The sequence below is a fragment of the Solirhodobacter olei genome (assembly GCF_004010155.1).
Lineage (GTDB): Bacteria > Pseudomonadota > Alphaproteobacteria > Rhodobacterales > Rhodobacteraceae > Solirhodobacter > Solirhodobacter olei.
Map to the genome: position 1 here is coordinate 243,490 of NZ_RRYH01000005.1, position 14,943 is coordinate 258,432.

17 protein-coding genes are annotated in these 14,943 nt (G+C 68.7%); 15 read left to right on the plus strand and 2 right to left on the minus strand.

The window, feature by feature from the left end; all coding sequences use genetic code 11:
- Window positions 1-31 precede the first annotated feature (31 nt).
- The 7 genes from EIP85_RS05320 (at window position 32) to EIP85_RS05350 (ending at window position 4,283) form a co-directional block, all read left to right on the plus strand.
- Complete coding sequence (locus tag EIP85_RS05320) at window positions 32-868, plus strand: hypothetical protein (protein WP_127901121.1); 837 nt, start codon at window positions 32-34, stop codon at window positions 866-868.
- Window positions 868-1,614 carry a 4Fe-4S dicluster domain-containing protein gene (locus EIP85_RS05325; RefSeq protein ID WP_127901122.1) on the plus strand — a complete coding sequence of 249 codons (747 nt, stop codon included), beginning with the start codon at window positions 868-870 and terminating at the stop codon, window positions 1,612-1,614. Before EIP85_RS05320 ends, EIP85_RS05325 begins: the two co-directional genes overlap by 1 nt.
- On the plus strand, window positions 1,614-2,543 hold the full coding sequence (locus EIP85_RS05330) for a CoB--CoM heterodisulfide reductase iron-sulfur subunit B family protein (RefSeq protein ID WP_241559895.1): 930 nt from the start codon (window positions 1,614-1,616) through the stop codon (window positions 2,541-2,543). Before EIP85_RS05325 ends, EIP85_RS05330 begins: the two co-directional genes overlap by 1 nt.
- On the plus strand, window positions 2,540-3,013 hold the full coding sequence (locus tag EIP85_RS05335; RefSeq protein WP_164871645.1) for a hypothetical protein: 474 nt from the start codon (window positions 2,540-2,542) through the stop codon (window positions 3,011-3,013). Before EIP85_RS05330 ends, EIP85_RS05335 begins: the two co-directional genes overlap by 4 nt.
- A 16-nt stretch (window positions 3,014-3,029) precedes the next feature.
- Window positions 3,030-3,467, plus strand: coding sequence for a biotin/lipoyl attachment domain-containing protein (locus EIP85_RS05340; protein ID WP_127901124.1), 438 nt, complete (start codon window positions 3,030-3,032; stop codon window positions 3,465-3,467).
- Window positions 3,468-3,537: 70 nt separating this feature from the next.
- Window positions 3,538-4,032: a sulfur carrier protein DsrE2 gene (gene dsrE2, locus EIP85_RS05345; RefSeq protein ID WP_206615465.1), complete on the plus strand. Its 495-nt coding sequence runs from the start codon at window positions 3,538-3,540 to the stop codon at window positions 4,030-4,032.
- A 23-nt stretch (window positions 4,033-4,055) separates the two neighbouring features.
- Window positions 4,056-4,283, plus strand: coding sequence for a sulfurtransferase TusA family protein (locus EIP85_RS05350; protein WP_127901125.1), 228 nt, complete (start codon window positions 4,056-4,058; stop codon window positions 4,281-4,283).
- Window positions 4,284-4,382: 99 nt separating this feature from the next.
- On the opposite strand, the gene EIP85_RS05355 is transcribed toward EIP85_RS05350, so the two are convergent.
- Window positions 4,383-5,642 (minus strand): MFS transporter, encoded by a 1,260-nt coding sequence (locus tag EIP85_RS05355; RefSeq protein WP_127901126.1) that lies wholly within the window; start codon window positions 5,640-5,642, stop codon window positions 4,383-4,385.
- A gap of 246 nt (window positions 5,643-5,888) precedes the next feature.
- On the opposite strand from EIP85_RS05355, the gene EIP85_RS05360 reads away from it, so the two are divergent.
- From EIP85_RS05360 to EIP85_RS05375, 4 genes are all read left to right on the plus strand, one after another.
- A complete protein-coding gene (locus tag EIP85_RS05360) occupies window positions 5,889-6,992 on the plus strand; it encodes an NAD(P)/FAD-dependent oxidoreductase (RefSeq protein WP_127901127.1) in 1,104 nt (367 codons plus the stop codon).
- A gap of 128 nt (window positions 6,993-7,120) precedes the next feature.
- Window positions 7,121-8,767 carry an FMN-binding glutamate synthase family protein gene (locus tag EIP85_RS05365; protein ID WP_241559896.1) on the plus strand — a complete coding sequence of 549 codons (1,647 nt, stop codon included), beginning with the start codon at window positions 7,121-7,123 and terminating at the stop codon, window positions 8,765-8,767.
- Window positions 8,768-8,769: 2 nt separating this feature from the next.
- The gene (locus tag EIP85_RS05370; RefSeq protein WP_127901129.1) at window positions 8,770-10,485 is read left to right on the plus strand and encodes a thiamine pyrophosphate-dependent enzyme; all 1,716 of its coding nucleotides are present in this window, start codon (window positions 8,770-8,772) and stop codon (window positions 10,483-10,485) included.
- Between the two features lie 191 nt (window positions 10,486-10,676).
- Window positions 10,677-11,060: a hypothetical protein gene (locus EIP85_RS05375; RefSeq protein ID WP_127901130.1), complete on the plus strand. Its 384-nt coding sequence runs from the start codon at window positions 10,677-10,679 to the stop codon at window positions 11,058-11,060.
- 96 nt (window positions 11,061-11,156) lie between these two features.
- Here the strand turns inward: EIP85_RS05375 and EIP85_RS05380 are convergent, their stop codons facing one another.
- On the minus strand, window positions 11,157-11,969 hold the full coding sequence (locus EIP85_RS05380) for a response regulator (RefSeq protein ID WP_127901131.1): 813 nt from the start codon (window positions 11,967-11,969) through the stop codon (window positions 11,157-11,159).
- Here EIP85_RS05380 and EIP85_RS23175 point away from each other — a divergent pair.
- From EIP85_RS23175 to EIP85_RS05400, 4 genes are all read left to right on the plus strand, one after another.
- The gene (locus EIP85_RS23175) at window positions 11,968-12,222 is read left to right on the plus strand and encodes a NepR family anti-sigma factor (RefSeq protein WP_241559897.1); all 255 of its coding nucleotides are present in this window, start codon (window positions 11,968-11,970) and stop codon (window positions 12,220-12,222) included. The genes EIP85_RS05380 and EIP85_RS23175 overlap by 2 nt on opposite strands.
- Window positions 12,219-12,827 carry an RNA polymerase sigma factor gene (locus EIP85_RS05390; protein ID WP_127901132.1) on the plus strand — a complete coding sequence of 203 codons (609 nt, stop codon included), beginning with the start codon at window positions 12,219-12,221 and terminating at the stop codon, window positions 12,825-12,827. Before EIP85_RS23175 ends, EIP85_RS05390 begins: the two co-directional genes overlap by 4 nt.
- Window positions 12,827-14,629, plus strand: coding sequence for a sensor histidine kinase (locus EIP85_RS05395; protein ID WP_127901133.1), 1,803 nt, complete (start codon window positions 12,827-12,829; stop codon window positions 14,627-14,629). Before EIP85_RS05390 ends, EIP85_RS05395 begins: the two co-directional genes overlap by 1 nt.
- 95 nt (window positions 14,630-14,724) lie before the next feature.
- Window positions 14,725-14,922 (plus strand): CsbD family protein, encoded by a 198-nt coding sequence (locus EIP85_RS05400; protein WP_127901134.1) that lies wholly within the window; start codon window positions 14,725-14,727, stop codon window positions 14,920-14,922.
- The last annotated feature ends 21 nt before the right edge of the window (window positions 14,923-14,943 follow it).

A 14,943-nucleotide genomic window follows, 5' to 3' on the forward strand; every position in this document is an offset into this window, starting at 1 on the left:
GGGGCGCAGGGCGGAGACTGCGGGGGCGCCGGTGGCGCCGCCCGTGCTGGACCTGTCCGGCCCGACCCTGCGGCGCGCCTTCGAGCACCTGGTGAAATCGGCCGAGCCCACGGGCGGGATCGAGCGCTACGTGATGGCGCTGACGCTTAAGGCCTCGCTTTTCGAGGAGCTCCTCGGCAAGGGCCGCGTCGGCCAGCTGACCGAGACCGAGTTCCTCGACCTCGCCGCGTTCATTACGCCCGTGCGCCGCAAGGTCGGCACCTACCTGGGCGAGGCGGGATTCGAGGCGCTGCGGATGCGGCTGGAGGCGCTGCTGGCGGGCTGGTCCGACACCGGAACCGCAGACGCGCGGCTGGCGCAGTTCACCGCGCGCTTCCCGCAGGACAAGGCGCATCGCTGGGTCCGCGACCTCGGCGCAGAGGTGCTGCATTTCATCGCGCCGGACCGCTACCCGCTGATGTGCCGCTGGATCTGGGACGCAAAGGTGAAGACCGGCGTGCTGCGCGAGATCTGGTTCGCCGAGGACGTCGCCACCGCAACGATCGAGGTGGCCGACGACGCGCTGGCCTTCCGCACGCTCGCCTCGGAACTGGAGGAGTTCCTGACCTCCGAAGGCGTCTTTCGCGACCTGCCCTTCTACAGCGACCTGCTGATGGCGCATGTCTACGCCGATTACATCAACGACCGCGGCGGCAGCCTGATGCGCGCCGAATTCGCCACCGCCGCCGACCCGATGCTGCACACGCGCCGGATGCTCGGCCTCGACGCGGTGGACACCGAGACCGGCCGCACGCGGCTGAAGCTGATCGACGGCACCGCCCATGTCCTAGGCACCCCGAAGGCGATCCCCCGCCAGGAGACCCACTGATGCCCATTCACGAGAAATCCCTGATCCGGCCCGAGAACCTGCGCGAACAGGAAAATCTCGTCATCGAGGGGATGGACGTCTCCGGCCACTGGTCGACTTTCATCGAAAGCCGCGCGGTGACCGATTACAACGAGGCGCTGCAGGAGGAGATCGCGGCGCTGCCGGGCGGGGAGAACATCCACCGCTGCTGGCAATGCGGATCCTGCACCAACGCCTGCACGGTCAACGCGGTGAACCCGGAGTTCAACCCCCGCTACTGGATCTACCTGATCCGGCTGGGGATGGAGGATGAGCTGCTGCGCGACAAGGACATCATCTGGCAATGCGTCAGCTGCAACAAATGCACCTACGCCTGCCCGCGCGACGTGGTGCCCGAGGGCGTGATGAAGGCCACCGCGCATTGGCTGGAGCTGAAGGGCCACACGCCGAAATCGCCCTCGATGCTGTTCGACGAGGTGTTTGCCGGGCAGGTCATCAAAACCGGCCGGATCGAGGACGGGCTCGTGCTGCGCGACTTCTTCAAGCGCACCGGGCAGCCGCTGAACCAGCCCTGGCTCGTCGCGATGGTCCTCGGGCTCGTGAAGCGGTTCCCGCTGGCCTACCTGATCAAGCTCGGCATCGCGACGATCCGGCCGGACCGGACCCGCGGCTGGGGCCGCGCCCGCGACGCGATCAACGAATACGCCGAAGAGGTCGAGGCGCAGAACCGCAAGGCGCTTGGCCTTGGCGCGAAGGGAGCGAAGTGATGGCGCAGGACATGAAGCACAAGAAGGTCGCCTATTATCCCGGCTGCGCGCTCGAGGGGTCGGGCCATGCCTACAACCGCTCGACCAAGGCCGTCGGCAAGGCGCTGGGGCTGGACCTGGTGGAGCTGAAGAACTGGAACTGCTGCGGGGCGATGGAGGTCAAGAACGTCGACCCGAAGATCCAAACCTACCTGTCGGCCCGCAACCTCTCGATCACCGAACAGATGGGCTTCGACACGGTGATGGCGCCCTGCAACGGCTGCTATCACAACCTCAAGAAGGCGGAATACGACCTCGCCCATGACGCGGGTTCCAAGGAGGTCAACAGCCGGCTCAGCCAGAAGGCCGGGCACAAGACCTACGAGGCCGGCCAGGTGGAGACGATCCACGCGCTCGACTGGATCAAGCGCTCGATCGGCGAGGACGGCATCCGCGCGCGGGTGAAGAACTCGCTGAAGGGTCTGAAGATCGCCAACTACTACGGCTGCATGTACACCCGCCCGCGCCACATCTTCCCCGAGAAGGACCAGGGCCCGGGCTCGGAAAGCACCGCAAAGCCGCATTTCATGGACGACATCCTGGCCGCCGCGGGCGCCGAGAACGTCGATTTCCCGCTGAAGACCGCCTGCTGCGGCGGGGCGCATACGCTGTCGGACAGCGACACTTCGACGAAGCTCGTCCTCAACATCCTGACGGCCGCCGAGGCCTGCGGCGCAGATGTCGTCGCCACCGAATGCCCGACCTGCCACACCGGGCTGGAGATGCACCAGATCCGGGCCGAGAAGGTTCTGGGCCGCAAGACGAATATCAAGATCCTCTATTTCACCCAGCTTCTGGGCATGGCCCTGGGGCTGTCGGCAAAGACCGTGGGCGTGAACGAGAACTTCTCGGACGCGCGCCCGCTTCTGCGGGAGAAAGGGCTGGGGTGAGCGACATGGACCGCCTGACCATCGACGAGATCGAGACCCGGCTGGACGCGCTCGCGGCCAGGCCCGACGACGCGCTGGCGCGCGACGCCGTGCGGCTGGCCGACGATCTTCTGGCGATGGGAGAGGCGGTGCTGGAGGCCTGGCTCGACGCCCGGGGCGAGCCCCCCACCGAGGAGACGCACGAGGGCTTCCGCCTGCTCGCGCTCCACCGCCAGGGCGCGCGCGGCAACCCGAGCTTCAACGCCTGCCGCGAGACCTGCCGCGAACTCGTCTATCACCGCAACCTGATCCTCGCCGAACCCGACGCGGGCGATATCGCCCGCCGGATCCGGCTTGGCGCCATGGTCGCGCTCCACCTCGCTCTCTTCATCGGCGGCAAGCTGAAAGAGGCGGGGCTGGGGGACTTCTGCTGCTCTTCCCGGCCGATCCGCCGGGGCGAGACGATCGATACCGAACCGGAAACCGCCTGAGCGATGGAGGCCCCCGATGCCCGTGGTACGTGGCTGCAACCTTCCCGATGAGCTGCTCTACGACGTGGAGAACAATCTTTGGTACCGCGACGAGGGCGACGGCACCTACACCGTCGGCATGACCATGATCGCGACCGGCATGGCCGGGCAGCTCGTTGCCTTCACCGCCAAGAAGGCGGGCAAGGAGATCAAGGCCGGCAAGAGCTGCGCGACGGTGGAGTCCGGCAAGTGGGTCGGCCCCGCCAAGCTCGGCTTCGATGCCGAGATCGTGGCGACCAACGACACGCTCGCCGAAACCCCCAGCCTCGCCAATTCCGATACCTACGGCGCGGGCTGGATGGTGAAGGTGCGCCCGACCGACCCGGGCGCCGTGGCAGGCCTGACCCCGGGCACGGCCGTGGCCGGGCCCTACGAGGCCAAGATGGAGGCCGACGCCTTCGCGGGCTGCGGCTGACGGGACGTTCCCGGCCGGCACGGGCGCCGGCCGTCGATTGCAGCGCCGGCAGGGCCGGCTGGAGGTAGTGATGCTGGACGAAACCAACGCCAAATCGATGACGATCATCGTCACCAAGGGGACGCTGGACTGGGCCTATCCGCCGTTCATCCTCGCCACCACGGCGGCGGCGATGGGGATCGAGACGACCATGTTCTTCACCTTCTACGGGCTTCAGCTTCTGAAGAAGGACCTGAACCTGAAGATCAACCCGCTCGGCAACGCGGCGATGGAGATGCCGATGGGCGGCGGGCACATGGCAATGCCGAACATCCTGGCGGCGATGCCGGGGGCGACGGCGCTGACCACCACGATGATGAAGAACATGATCAAGAAGAAGGGCGTCGCCTCGATCGAGGAGCTGCGCGAGCTGGCGATCGAGGCCGACGTGCAGATGATCGCCTGCCAGATGACCATGGATCTCTTCGAATACAAGCGCGAGGACATGATCGACGGCCCGGTGCTCGGGGGTGCTGCGAGCTGGGTCGACGTCGCCGCGCGCAGCGACATCAATCTTTACGTCTGACCGCGAGCAGGAGGAAACAAAACATGGCCGACCAGGTTCTCGATGCTAAGGGGCTGAACTGCCCGCTGCCCATCCTGCGCGCCAAGAAAGCGCTGAAGGACATGCCGACCGGCGCCACGCTGCAGATCCTTGCGACCGACCCCGGTTCGGTGAAGGATTTCGAGGCCTTCTGCCGCACCACCGGCAATGAGCTGATGGAGCACGCGCAGGACGGCGGGGTTTACACGTTCCTGATCAAGCATACCGCCTGACCGGCGCCGCGGCCCGCTCCGGGAGAGGGCCGGCACCCGTCCGCGGGTGGGCGCTGGACCGGCGTCGCTGCGCGACGCTGTCTCGGGCCGGGGCCGCCCTCAGGCGGCCTCTTCCCGTTGCTCGGTTTCCTCCTCCGGCTCGGCCAGCGCCGCCGTCTCGGGCGTGATCGTGCGGCCCGGGGCGGAGACCTGGAAGCTGCCCTTCTGATCCTCGGGCACCGCCGCGCGCACCCGCATCCGCCAGAGCGCGAAGAGCACGATCAGCACATGCGCGGTCAGCGTGACGGCGAAGAGCCCCCGCGCACCGGCCACCGACATCCCCCAGCCGGCCAGGAGCGGCCCGATGATCGAGCCGATGCCGTAGACCATCAGAAGCCCGCCGCTGGTCTGGATGAAGGCCCCCGGCGCCGCATGGTCGTTGGCATGGGCCACGATCACCGGATACATCGCGAAGACCGGCGCGCCGAAGACCGCGACCAGTGCCAGGTTGATCGTCTCCGACCCCGGCATCAGCAGCAGGAACAGCACATCCGACGCCGCCGCCAGCACCGCCAGCCCGATCAGCACCTTCCGCCGGTCGAGGCGGTCCGACAGCGTCCCCACCGGGATCTGCGCCGCAGCCCCCGCAATGATCGGGACGGAGACGAAGAGCGCCACGCCGCTGACCAGCAGCCCGACCTTGCCGGCATAGACCGCCGAGAGCGTACCGAAGGCGCCGTTCGACATCCCCACCATCAGGATGCCGAAAACCGCCACCGGCGAGTTCCGCCACAGCGCCTTGACGTCGAGCTTCACCGCCACCAGCGGCTTCGGCGAGGCGGAGGACGAGATCGCCAGCGGCACCAGCGCGAAGCAATAGACGATCGCGCCCAGCACGAAGAACGTATCCGCCTCGGCCCGGCCGAGCGTCAGCGAGAGCTGTCCCAGCGTCGAGGCGCCGAGGTTGATCATGGTGTAGAGCCCGAAGATCCGCCCGCGCGCGGTCTGCTCCGTCCGCTCGTTCAGCCAGCTCTCCACGATCATCGCCGCGCCCGCGAAGCAGAACCCCGAGAGCGCGCGCAGCGGGATCCAGGCATAGGGCGTTATCAAGAGCAACGACATCAGGATCGAGATTGCCGCCAGCGCCGCGAGCGCGGTGAAGGATCGGATATGCCCGACCCGTCGCACCAGTCGCGGCACCGAAAGGCAGCCGGCGACATAGCCGATGGCCCAGCCGGTGCCGAGAAGGCCCAGCGAAAAGGCGGAGAATCCCTCCAGGCTGCCGCGCACCGGCAGGATGAGGCCATTGACCCCGCCTGCGAACATGAGGAGGGCGGAGCCGAAGAGAAGGGCGCTGATCGGGACGAGATTCACAAGCATGACGGGACCATAGCAGCGCGAGTGCCCGGGTTGGAAGGGACCGTTCGGCCCCTCTCGGCCAATCCTTGCCGCGGGGCGTTCACGTCCCCGAGTGCCTGCGCCGCGCCTCGCATCGGAGAGGATGCACCCGCCGCCGGATCCGTGGCAGGCGGGCGTCCTGCCCCTACCATCCGCCGCCCGATCCCGCCATGATCGCCGCGCGCCGCCCTGTCCGGCGCAGGGGAAAGCGCCGCGGGGGGCCGGGACATGAAGATCACAATCGTCGGCGCCGGCATCCTTGGCGCCAGCACCGCGTTCCACCTCGCCCGTGCGGGGCACGCGGTGACGGTCATTGACCATGCCCACACGGGCAAGGCGACAGAGGCCGGGGCTGGCATCGTCTGCCCCTGGGCCACCACGGCGACGGACCCCGACTGGTACCGGATCTATGCGGCGGGCACCCGCTACTATGCAGAGCTGATCGGCGATCTCGCGGCACGGGGAGAGGCCGATGTCGGGTACCGGATGACCGGCGCGCTGGTCACGTCCGAGGATCCGGCCGAGTACGAGGCCGCCGGCGAACGCCTCGCCGTCCGCACCGCAGAGGCCCCGGAGTCGGGCGGCTTCCACGAGGTTCCGCCGGCCGGCGCCCAGGCCCGCTTCCCGCCGATCAACCCGGCCTACAAGGCCTTCTTCGTGCCCGGCGCCGCGCGGGTGAACGCCCGCCAGCTGGCCCCGGCGCTGCTGCGCGCCGCCAGCGCCTTCGGGGCGGAGATCCGCCGCGACCACGCCACGCTGGACCTCGACCGGGGCCGCGCCCGCGTCTTCGACGGCCGGCAGCGGGAGATCGCCAGCGACTGCACCATCGTCACGGCCGGGGCATGGGCGGCCGAAATCCTCGCCCCGCTCGGCATTACCCATCCGGTGGTACCTCAGCGCGGCCAGATCCTGCATTTCGGCCTGCCCGGGGTCGACACCTCGCGCTGGTCGGTGCTCTTGCCGATGGCGAGCCATTACCTGCTGGCGTTCGACGACAGCCGCGTCGTCGTGGGCGCCACGCGCGAGGACGGCGCGGGCTTCGACTATCGCGTGACCGCCGCCGGCCAGCACGAGGTGCTGAGTGCCGCCCTGCGCCACGCCCCCGGCCTCGCCGGGGCCAGCCTGATCGAGACCCGCATCGGTTTCCGCCCCGCCGGGCCGGATTTCCGCCCGATCCTCGGGGCCGTGCCGGGGGTGGAGGGGTTGATCGTCGGCAACGGCCTTGGTGCCTCGGGGCTGACGATCGGCCCCTTCGCCGGGCGCCAGCTTGCCCGTTTGGCCAGCGGAGAGACGGCGGAGGTCGACCTCGCCCCCTACGCACCGGCGGGCTGACCGGCGCGGGCCCCGCCCATACTCACAGAGGCGTGACCCGACCCTGGGGAACTATCCCGCCCGCCCGTTCGTTAGGTCCTCGCAGCCGCGCGCCCTGCGCCGCGACCGAAACGAGAATGGAGGGACGGATGAGTTTGATGCTGAGGGCAATCGTGCCGATCACGGCGGCTGTTCTGAGTATCCTTGCCCTCGTCTTCCTGCACTCCTGGTGGCTGCTGGTCCTCGTTCTGACCCTGCCGATCGTGGCGCTCGGCCTATACGACGTGCTGCAGCGGCGCTGGACGATCACGCGCAACTACCCGGTGGCGGCGCATCTGCGCTGGTTCTTCTACGACCTGCGGCCCTTTCTGCGCGCCTATATCGTCGAGGGCGACCTGGAGGGGAAACCCTTCTCCTACGAGGCCCGCAACCTCGTTCATGCCCGCGCGCGCGGCGAGACCGACACCCATCCTTTCGGCACCGAGCGTGACAGCCAGGCGGAGGAATACCACTGGCTGAGCCATTCCATCGCCCCCGCCGACGACCCGGAGATGCGCCCGCGCGTCCGCGTCGGCAACGATCAATGTTCGCAGCCCTACGAGGCCTCGGTCCTGAACATTTCGGCGATGAGCTTCGGCGCGCTTTCCGCCCGCGCGATCGAGGCACTGAACCGCGGCGCCAAGGCAGGCGGCTTCTACCACGACACCGGTGAGGGCGGGCTTTCGCCCTATCACCTCAAGGGCGGCGGAGACATCGTCTGGGAGCTTGGCTCGGGCTATTTCGGGGCGCGCGACGACAACGGCCGCTTCGATCCGGACCTCTTCCGCGACGAGGCGCAGCGCGACGTGGTCAAGATGACCGAGATCAAGCTGAGCCAGGGCGCCAAGCCGGGCCACGGCGGACTGCTGCCCGCCGCCAAGGTGACGGAGGAGATCGCGCGGGTCCGCAAGGTTCCGGCGCATCAGGACTGCCTCAGCCCGCGCGGGCACAAGGAATTCTCCACCCCGAACGAGATGATGGAATTCGCCGCCCGCATGCGCGAGCTGTCCGGTGGCAAGCCGGTGGGGCTGAAGCTGTGCATCGGCCAGCCGCACGAGGCCTTCGCCATGGTCAAGGCGATGCGCAAGACCGGCATCTACCCCGATTTCATCGTCGTCGACGGCGGCGAAGGCGGCACCGGCGCGGCGCCGCTGGAGCTGTCCGACAGCGTCGGCATGCCGCTGATCGACGGGCTGATCCTGATGCGCAACGCGCTGGTCGGCGCGGGCGTGCGCGACAAGGTGCGGCTCGCGGCCTCGGGCAAGGTCTATTCCGGTTTCGGGCTGGCGCATAACCTGGCGCTCGGGGCCGACTGGTGCAACGCGGCGCGGGCCTTCATGTTCTCGATCGGCTGCATCCAGGCGCAGCGCTGCCATCTGGGCACCTGCCCCACCGGCGTGACCACCCAGGACCCGAGCCGCCAGCGCGGGCTGATCCCCGAGGTGCAGGGCGAACGCGCCGCGCGCTTCCACGGCAAGACGCTGGACGCGCTGGCCGATATCGTCGCCGCCGCCGGGCTGACCCATCCGAAGGACCTTGCGCCGCATCACCTCGTCCACCGCATCGGCGTCACCCAAGCGCGCACGGTCGACACGATCTACCCGTTCCTGCCCGAGGGGATCCTGCTGGAGGATCCCGGCAGCACGATCTACGCGAACTGGTGGGAGGCGGCCGATGCCGACAGCTTCGCCCCCCGCGTCGCACTCGAGAAAGCCCGCGCCAGCACCGTCTACAACACCCAAGGCAAGGAGGCATGAGCATGGCCAGCACCGTTTCGGAGATTGTCGCGGATACCATCGCGAAAGCCGGCGCGAAGCGCGTCTACGGCATCGTCGGGGATACGATCAATCACTTCACCGATGCCGTCCGCCGCTCGGACCTGGACTGGGTCCATGTCCGCCACGAGGAAGTCGGCGCGCTCGCCGCCGGCGGCGAAAGCTACATGACAGGGGAACTTTCCGTCTGCTCCGGCACCTGCGGGCCCGGCTCGCTTCATTTCGTCAACGGCATCTTCGAGAGCCACCGCAACGGCGCACCTGTTCTGCTGATCGCCTCCAACGTCGACCGGGTGGAGGCCGGTCTCGGCTTCCCGCAGGAGGTCGACCAGAAGAAGATCTACGAACAGACCTCTGTCTTCTGCGAGCAGATCAGCCACCCCGACCAGGCCCGACGCATCACCGCCATGGCCTGCCAGGCGGCGCTGGCGAAGCGGGGCGTGGCCGTGGTCGTCGTCAACGGCGACATGTTCAAGGAGACCTCGGCCGACGCCACCGACTGGCGCGTCACGCGCCCCCGCCCGGTGGTGCGCCCCGCCGAGGACGAGCTGGACGCGCTGGCCGCGATGATCGAGGACGCCGGGCGGGTGACGCTCTATGCCGGGATCGGCGCGCGCGGGGCTGAGGACCGGGTGAAGGCGCTGGCCGAACACCTCGGCGCGCCCGTCGTGCACACCACCCGCGCCAAGGAGTTCATCGAGCCGGCCAACCCCTGGAACGTCGGCATGACCGGCATTCTTGGCAACAAGGCCGGGATGGAGGCGGTGGCCGATTGCGACCTGCTGCTCTGCCTCGGGACCGATTTCGCCTATAGCCAGTTCTACCCCGAGAAGGCGCAGATCGCGCAGATCGACATCGACGCCACCCACCTCGGCCGCCGCGCGCCGGTGGATCTCGGCCTGGTCGGCGACGTAGGCGCGACGATCGACGCGCTGATCCCGCGGCTGAAGCAACGCACGCCGGGCAAGCATCTCGACCGCGCACAGGCGCAATACGAAAAGGACCTCGCCAGCTACCGCGAGGAGGGCGCGGAAGACGACCCCGGGCTGATCCACCCGCAGGCGGTGGCCAACATGCTGGACCGGCTCGCCCCGGATGACGCGATCTTCACCGCCGACGGCGGCTCGCCCATGGTCTGGCTGCTCAGGCACCTGTCGGCCGGGGGCGGGCGGCGGTTCCTCACCTCGCTGCTGCACGGGACCATGGCCAATGCCTACCCGCAGGCCCTCGGCATCCAGCTCGCCTATCCAGACCGCCCGGTGGTGGCGCTCTGCGGCGATGGCGGCATGACCATGCTGATGGGCGACCTGCTGACGCTGGTACAGGAGAAGATCCCGGCGAAGCTCCTCATCTTCAACAACGGCTCTCTCGGCTTCGTCGAGATGGAGCAGCGGGTGGAGGGGCTGCTCGACAGCTTCACCGGCCTGCAGAACCCCGATTTCGCGGCCCTCGCCCGAACCATCGGAATGGAGGGTTTCCGGGTGGAGCAGGCCAGCGACCTCGAGGGCAAGATGCGCGACTGGCTTGCCACCGAGGGGCCCGCGCTGCTGGACGTGAAGGTCAACCGGATGGAGCTGGTGATGCCGCCCAAGGTCGAGGCCGGCCAGGTGATCGGCACCGCCATGTTCGGCCTGCGCGCCGTGCTCGACGGCCGCCCCGGCGAGGTGGTGGAGCTTCTGCGCAACAACTTCCTGCGCTGAAGCTCCCGGCGGCTCCGCCGGCCCGCCCCCCGGCGGCGCCCGGGCCGGGGGTGGCGGAGCCTGGCCGAGGGCCGGCGTGATCCCGCTCTCCTTCCGGCCCGCTATGCCGTTGATAATTGCGGATCTTGGCGAACGGTCCCATCGTCGCGCGACGGCGCCCGGTGGCGCACTGCTTGATTCGCGAGGACCGGATGCTGATGGACGGCTCCGCCGACAGCCTAGTTCCGGCCTATCTCGTCCTGCTGGACGACGTGCTCGTCGCAATGGATATCGCCGAGACGATCCGCGAGATCGCCCCCGGGGCGGGCGTGCACGTCTTTGCCGACGAGGCGGAGGCGATGGCGGCGCTGAAGGGGCTTCGCGTGCTGACGCAGGCCTTCGTGGCGGCGGATCCGGCCGGGTTCGACGGCTCCGATCTGGCGAAGGGCATCACGCTGCGCGGCGGCGCGGTGGTGCTGCTGGGCGACGCGGCGGAAGAGGGCGGGGCGACCCCCTGGCCGGTGCTGCAGCGCCCCTTCGGACGCGACGCGCTGATCGCGCATCTGCGCAACCCGCTTCGCCCCTCGGTGGCCTGAAACCGCCCGGCCCCGAACGAGAGCAACCCCCGGGTGCCGTTTGGCCCCCGGGGGTTACCATTGCGTCCGACCGTCGGAGGTACAGGTTGGGTCAGGTCAGGCCGCAAGCGTCTCGGTAGAGGAGAAGAACATCGCCTGGCTGACCGCCGACCAGATCTGGTCCTCCGAATAGGGTTTCGAGATCAGGAAGGCCGGTTCCGGCCGTTCGCCGGTCAGAAGACGCTCCGGGAAGGCGGTGACGAAGACCACCGGCACGTCGGGAACGTCCGCCAGGATGTCCTTCACCGCATCGATGCCGGAGGAATTGTCCGCCAGCTGGATGTCGGCGAGGATCAGGTCGGGCCGTTCGGCGCGGGCCAGCCGCACCGCTTCGGCCCGCGTGCGGGCATTGCCGGTGACGGTGTGGCCCATCTCCTCGATGATCGAGGAGATATCCATCGCGATGATCGCCTCGTCCTCGATCACCAGCACCTTGCCGGCCAGCGCGCCTTCCATCTCGCGCAGCGCGATCTCGACCAGTTCGGCCGCCTCTTCGGCGTCAACCTGCATGATCGCGGCGATCTCCTCGAACGGGAAGCCCTCGATCTTGTGCAGCAGAAGCGCCTCGCGGGTGTTCTCTGTCAGCGCCGAAAGCCGCCGTTGCGCGCGCCGCGAGACCGCATCGTCCGGCGCCTCGGAGACCATGCCGCCGGCGCTGGACCAGACCGCGTGGAAGGCGCGGAAAAGCCCCAGCTTCGGCGTCTCCGCCCCGCCCAGCACGCTGTCGTCGGAGAGGATCGCCTCCAGCGTCGCGGCGGCATAGCGGTCGCCCGCCTGCTGGCTGCCGGTCAGGGCACGGGCGTAGCGCCGCAGATAGGGCAGGTTTGCCGCGATCCCGCTTGCGATATCCTGGGGGGCGTCAGAACTCATGGTGACCTCCGCTGCGAAACTTTTTTCGGGAACCAAACGCTGGCCAGCCGCGTTCGGTTCCGTGCATGATGCGCAATGGGCGGAAAAAAGCGAGATGCGGGTGAAGATGAGCAAGGAGCCGGAACGGTCTAATCTGCGCCGCCAGATCGACGAGAACCTCAAGCGCGCCTATGAGAAAGAGCTGGAACGGGACGTTCCCGACCGTTTCCGCCAGCTCCTCGAGGAGTTGCGCCAGAAGGAGGCGACCAAGTGACATCCCCCCGCGACGCCAAGACGGCGGCGGCGAAGACGGCGCCGGCGCCCGCCGCCGACCCGCGCGACGAACTGCCCGAGCATCTGGCCTCGCTGCGCGCCTTCGCCCTCAGCCTGACGCGCGAGGATGCCTCTGCCGACGATCTGGTGCAGGACACGCTGGTCAAGGCCTGGACCAATATCGACAAGTTCGAACCCGGCACCAACCTGAAGGCCTGGCTCTTTACCATCCTGCGCAACGCCTTCTACTCCGAACGCCGCAAACACCGGCGCGAGGTGCAGGACAGCGGCGGCGTCCATGCCGCGGCGCTGGTCGAGAAGCCTGCTCATGATGCCCGCCTCGCCTTCGGCGAATTCACCCGTGCCTTCAGCGAGCTCAGCCCCGAGCACCGCGAGGTGCTGGTCCTCGTCGGCGCCGAGGGGTTTTCCTATGAGGAGGCGGCCAAGATGATGGGCGTCGCCCGCGGCACTGTGAAAAGCCGCGCCAATCGCGCCCGCGCCCGGCTGGCCGAACTGATGGGCCTCGACGCGGGCGAGGACGTGCTGGCCGACGCGGGGGGAGCGACGCTGGCGGTGATCAGCGGATCTGCGATCCAGGCCGCCTGATGCCCGCCCGTCACCTGCGCCGGCTGACCGACCGGCTGGGCTTCCGCATCACCTTTCTGCTGGCGCTGGCGCTGCTGCCGCTGGCGGTGCTTTCGGCGGTGCAGACAGTCAGCCTGGCGCGCGAGGCTCAGTCGCGGTCCGAGGCCGCGATCCTGGGCAACACCGTTCGCGTCGCGGCGCCGGTGCTGCAGCATATCCTGCGCGCGCAGGGTGCGGCGAAGACCCTGGCCTCGACCATCGCCGAGGTCGCCGGGGACGCGGCGCAATGCCGCGAGGTCATGGCTCGTTTCGCCCGAAACAACCCGTTCTACTCGCTCGTCGCCTTCGTCCCCGACAGCGGCAAGGTGACCTGCTCGGGCGACGGCAAAAGCTACGACTTCAGCCACGACGACGGGTTCCTGAGCGCGATCAAGACCCCCAGGACCAGCTTCGAGGTCAGTACCATGGGCGCCGTCTCGGGCGTCGCGGTGCTCTCGGTGATCTATCCCGTCATCGACGGTCTCGGCCATCGCGTGGGCATCGTCTCGCTCTCGATCCCGCAGCATGCGCTGGAAGCCGCGCTTGCCGGGGCGGCGGCGGCTTCAGGCAATCCGCACCTGCGGCTCTTCACCTTCGACGGCAAGGGCAACGTGCTGACCTCCACCAACGGGATCGACCAGGACCGCCCATACCTGCCGCTCTCCGGGGCGCTGAGCGCACTTGCGGGTGTGAAATCCACCGCCTTCACCTCCTGGGCGCAGGACGGCCACCGCCGGATCTTCGCGGTGGTGCCGATCGTCGTCGGCAAGCTCTACGCGCTCAGCTCCTGGCCCGAGACAGCCGCCCGCGTCGGCATGATCAACCGCCTGCCCCCGGTGGTGCTGCCCGCGCTGATGGCGATCGTCAGCCTCTTCGCTGCCTGGATGGCGGCCGAGAGCCTCGTGCTGCGCCACGTCCGCCGCCTGCGCCACAACATCCGCGCCTTCGCCAGCGGCAGCCGCCTCGTCCCGCCCGGCGGCCGCGACCGCGCGCCCCTGGAGATCCGCGACCTCGAGGACAACTTCACCCGGATGACGGAAACCATCCTGCGCGACGAGGCCGAGCTGGAGAACGCCGTCCACCAGAAGGAGGTGCTGCTGCGCGAGGTCCACCACCGCATCAAGAACAACCTGCAGCTCATCGCCTCGATCATGAACATGCAGATGCGGCGCGAGACCTCGGGCCATGTGAAGGCGATGATGAAGAACCTGCAGGACCGGGTGATGAGCCTCGCCACCATCCATCGCGGGCTCTACCAGACCACCGGCGTCACCGATGTCCATGCCGACGAACTGCTGCGCGACATCGTCGGCCAGGTGGTCAGCTTCTCGACCGGGCCGGGCCGGAGGTTCAAGGTAAAGACCGATTTCGCGGACCTCATGCTGACGCCCGACCAGGCGGTGCCGCTGTCGCTGCTGCTGACCGAGGCGCTGACCAACGCGATGAAATACGGCGGCAGCGCAGACGGTGTGCCGGAACTCAGCGTTTCTCTCCTCCGCGACGGGGAGGAGAGCGCGGTTTTGCGCCTCTCCAACAGCCTCGCCCCCGATGCGCCGCCGCCGGACGAGGCGGAAAGCAGTGGCTTCGGCTCGCAGCTCATCAACGCCTTCGCGCGTCAGCTTGGCGGCGAACTCACCACCCGGCGCGAGGACGGCCGCTACCGGCTGGAGCTGCGGTTTACCGTGACGCCCCTGAGCGATGCCGAGGCCCGCAGGGACGCGGGCGAACCGGCCCCGGGCGACTTGGGCGCCGAGGATGGGGAAGCGGACGAAGGCGCGGGCTGACCGCGGGCCCGCCGCGCCGTGTTCACGGGGAACCGAAGCCGCGCCGCCCGCGTTTCCTTTCCGAACGCAACGGAAAGCCATGAAAGGGGACCGCGATGAATTGGGACCAGGTCGAAGGCAACTGGAAGCAGGTGAAGGGCCAGGCCCGCGCCAAGTGGGGCGATCTGACCGATGACGACATCGACAGCGTCGACGGCCGCCGAGACATGCTCGTCGGGAAGATCCAGGAACGCTACGGCAAGGCCCGCGCCGAGGCCGAGAAGGCGGTCGACGACTGGATCGCCTCGCTCTGACCCGGCCCCCTGCAGGGCCGA

Coding starts and splice junctions, on each gene's coding strand:
- EIP85_RS05325 (WP_127901122.1), top strand. CDS start 868: ATGCCCATTCACGAGAAATCCCTGATCCGGCCCGAGAACCTGCGCGAA.
- EIP85_RS05360 (WP_127901127.1), top strand. CDS start 5,889: ATGAAGATCACAATCGTCGGCGCCGGCATCCTTGGCGCCAGCACCGCG.
- EIP85_RS05350 (WP_127901125.1), top strand. CDS start 4,056: ATGGCCGACCAGGTTCTCGATGCTAAGGGGCTGAACTGCCCGCTGCCC.
- EIP85_RS05395 (WP_127901133.1), top strand. CDS start 12,827: ATGCCCGCCCGTCACCTGCGCCGGCTGACCGACCGGCTGGGCTTCCGC.
- EIP85_RS05365 (WP_241559896.1), top strand. CDS start 7,121: ATGAGTTTGATGCTGAGGGCAATCGTGCCGATCACGGCGGCTGTTCTG.
- EIP85_RS05330 (WP_241559895.1), top strand. CDS start 1,614: ATGGCGCAGGACATGAAGCACAAGAAGGTCGCCTATTATCCCGGCTGC.
- EIP85_RS05375 (WP_127901130.1), top strand. CDS start 10,677: ATGCTGATGGACGGCTCCGCCGACAGCCTAGTTCCGGCCTATCTCGTC.
- dsrE2 (WP_206615465.1), top strand. CDS start 3,538: ATGCTGGACGAAACCAACGCCAAATCGATGACGATCATCGTCACCAAG.
- EIP85_RS23175 (WP_241559897.1), top strand. CDS start 11,968: ATGGTGACCTCCGCTGCGAAACTTTTTTCGGGAACCAAACGCTGGCCA.
- EIP85_RS05380 (WP_127901131.1), bottom strand. CDS start 11,969: ATGAGTTCTGACGCCCCCCAGGATATCGCAAGCGGGATCGCGGCAAAC.
- EIP85_RS05400 (WP_127901134.1), top strand. CDS start 14,725: ATGAATTGGGACCAGGTCGAAGGCAACTGGAAGCAGGTGAAGGGCCAG.
- EIP85_RS05355 (WP_127901126.1), bottom strand. CDS start 5,642: ATGCTTGTGAATCTCGTCCCGATCAGCGCCCTTCTCTTCGGCTCCGCC.
- EIP85_RS05340 (WP_127901124.1), top strand. CDS start 3,030: ATGCCCGTGGTACGTGGCTGCAACCTTCCCGATGAGCTGCTCTACGAC.
- EIP85_RS05370 (WP_127901129.1), top strand. CDS start 8,770: ATGGCCAGCACCGTTTCGGAGATTGTCGCGGATACCATCGCGAAAGCC.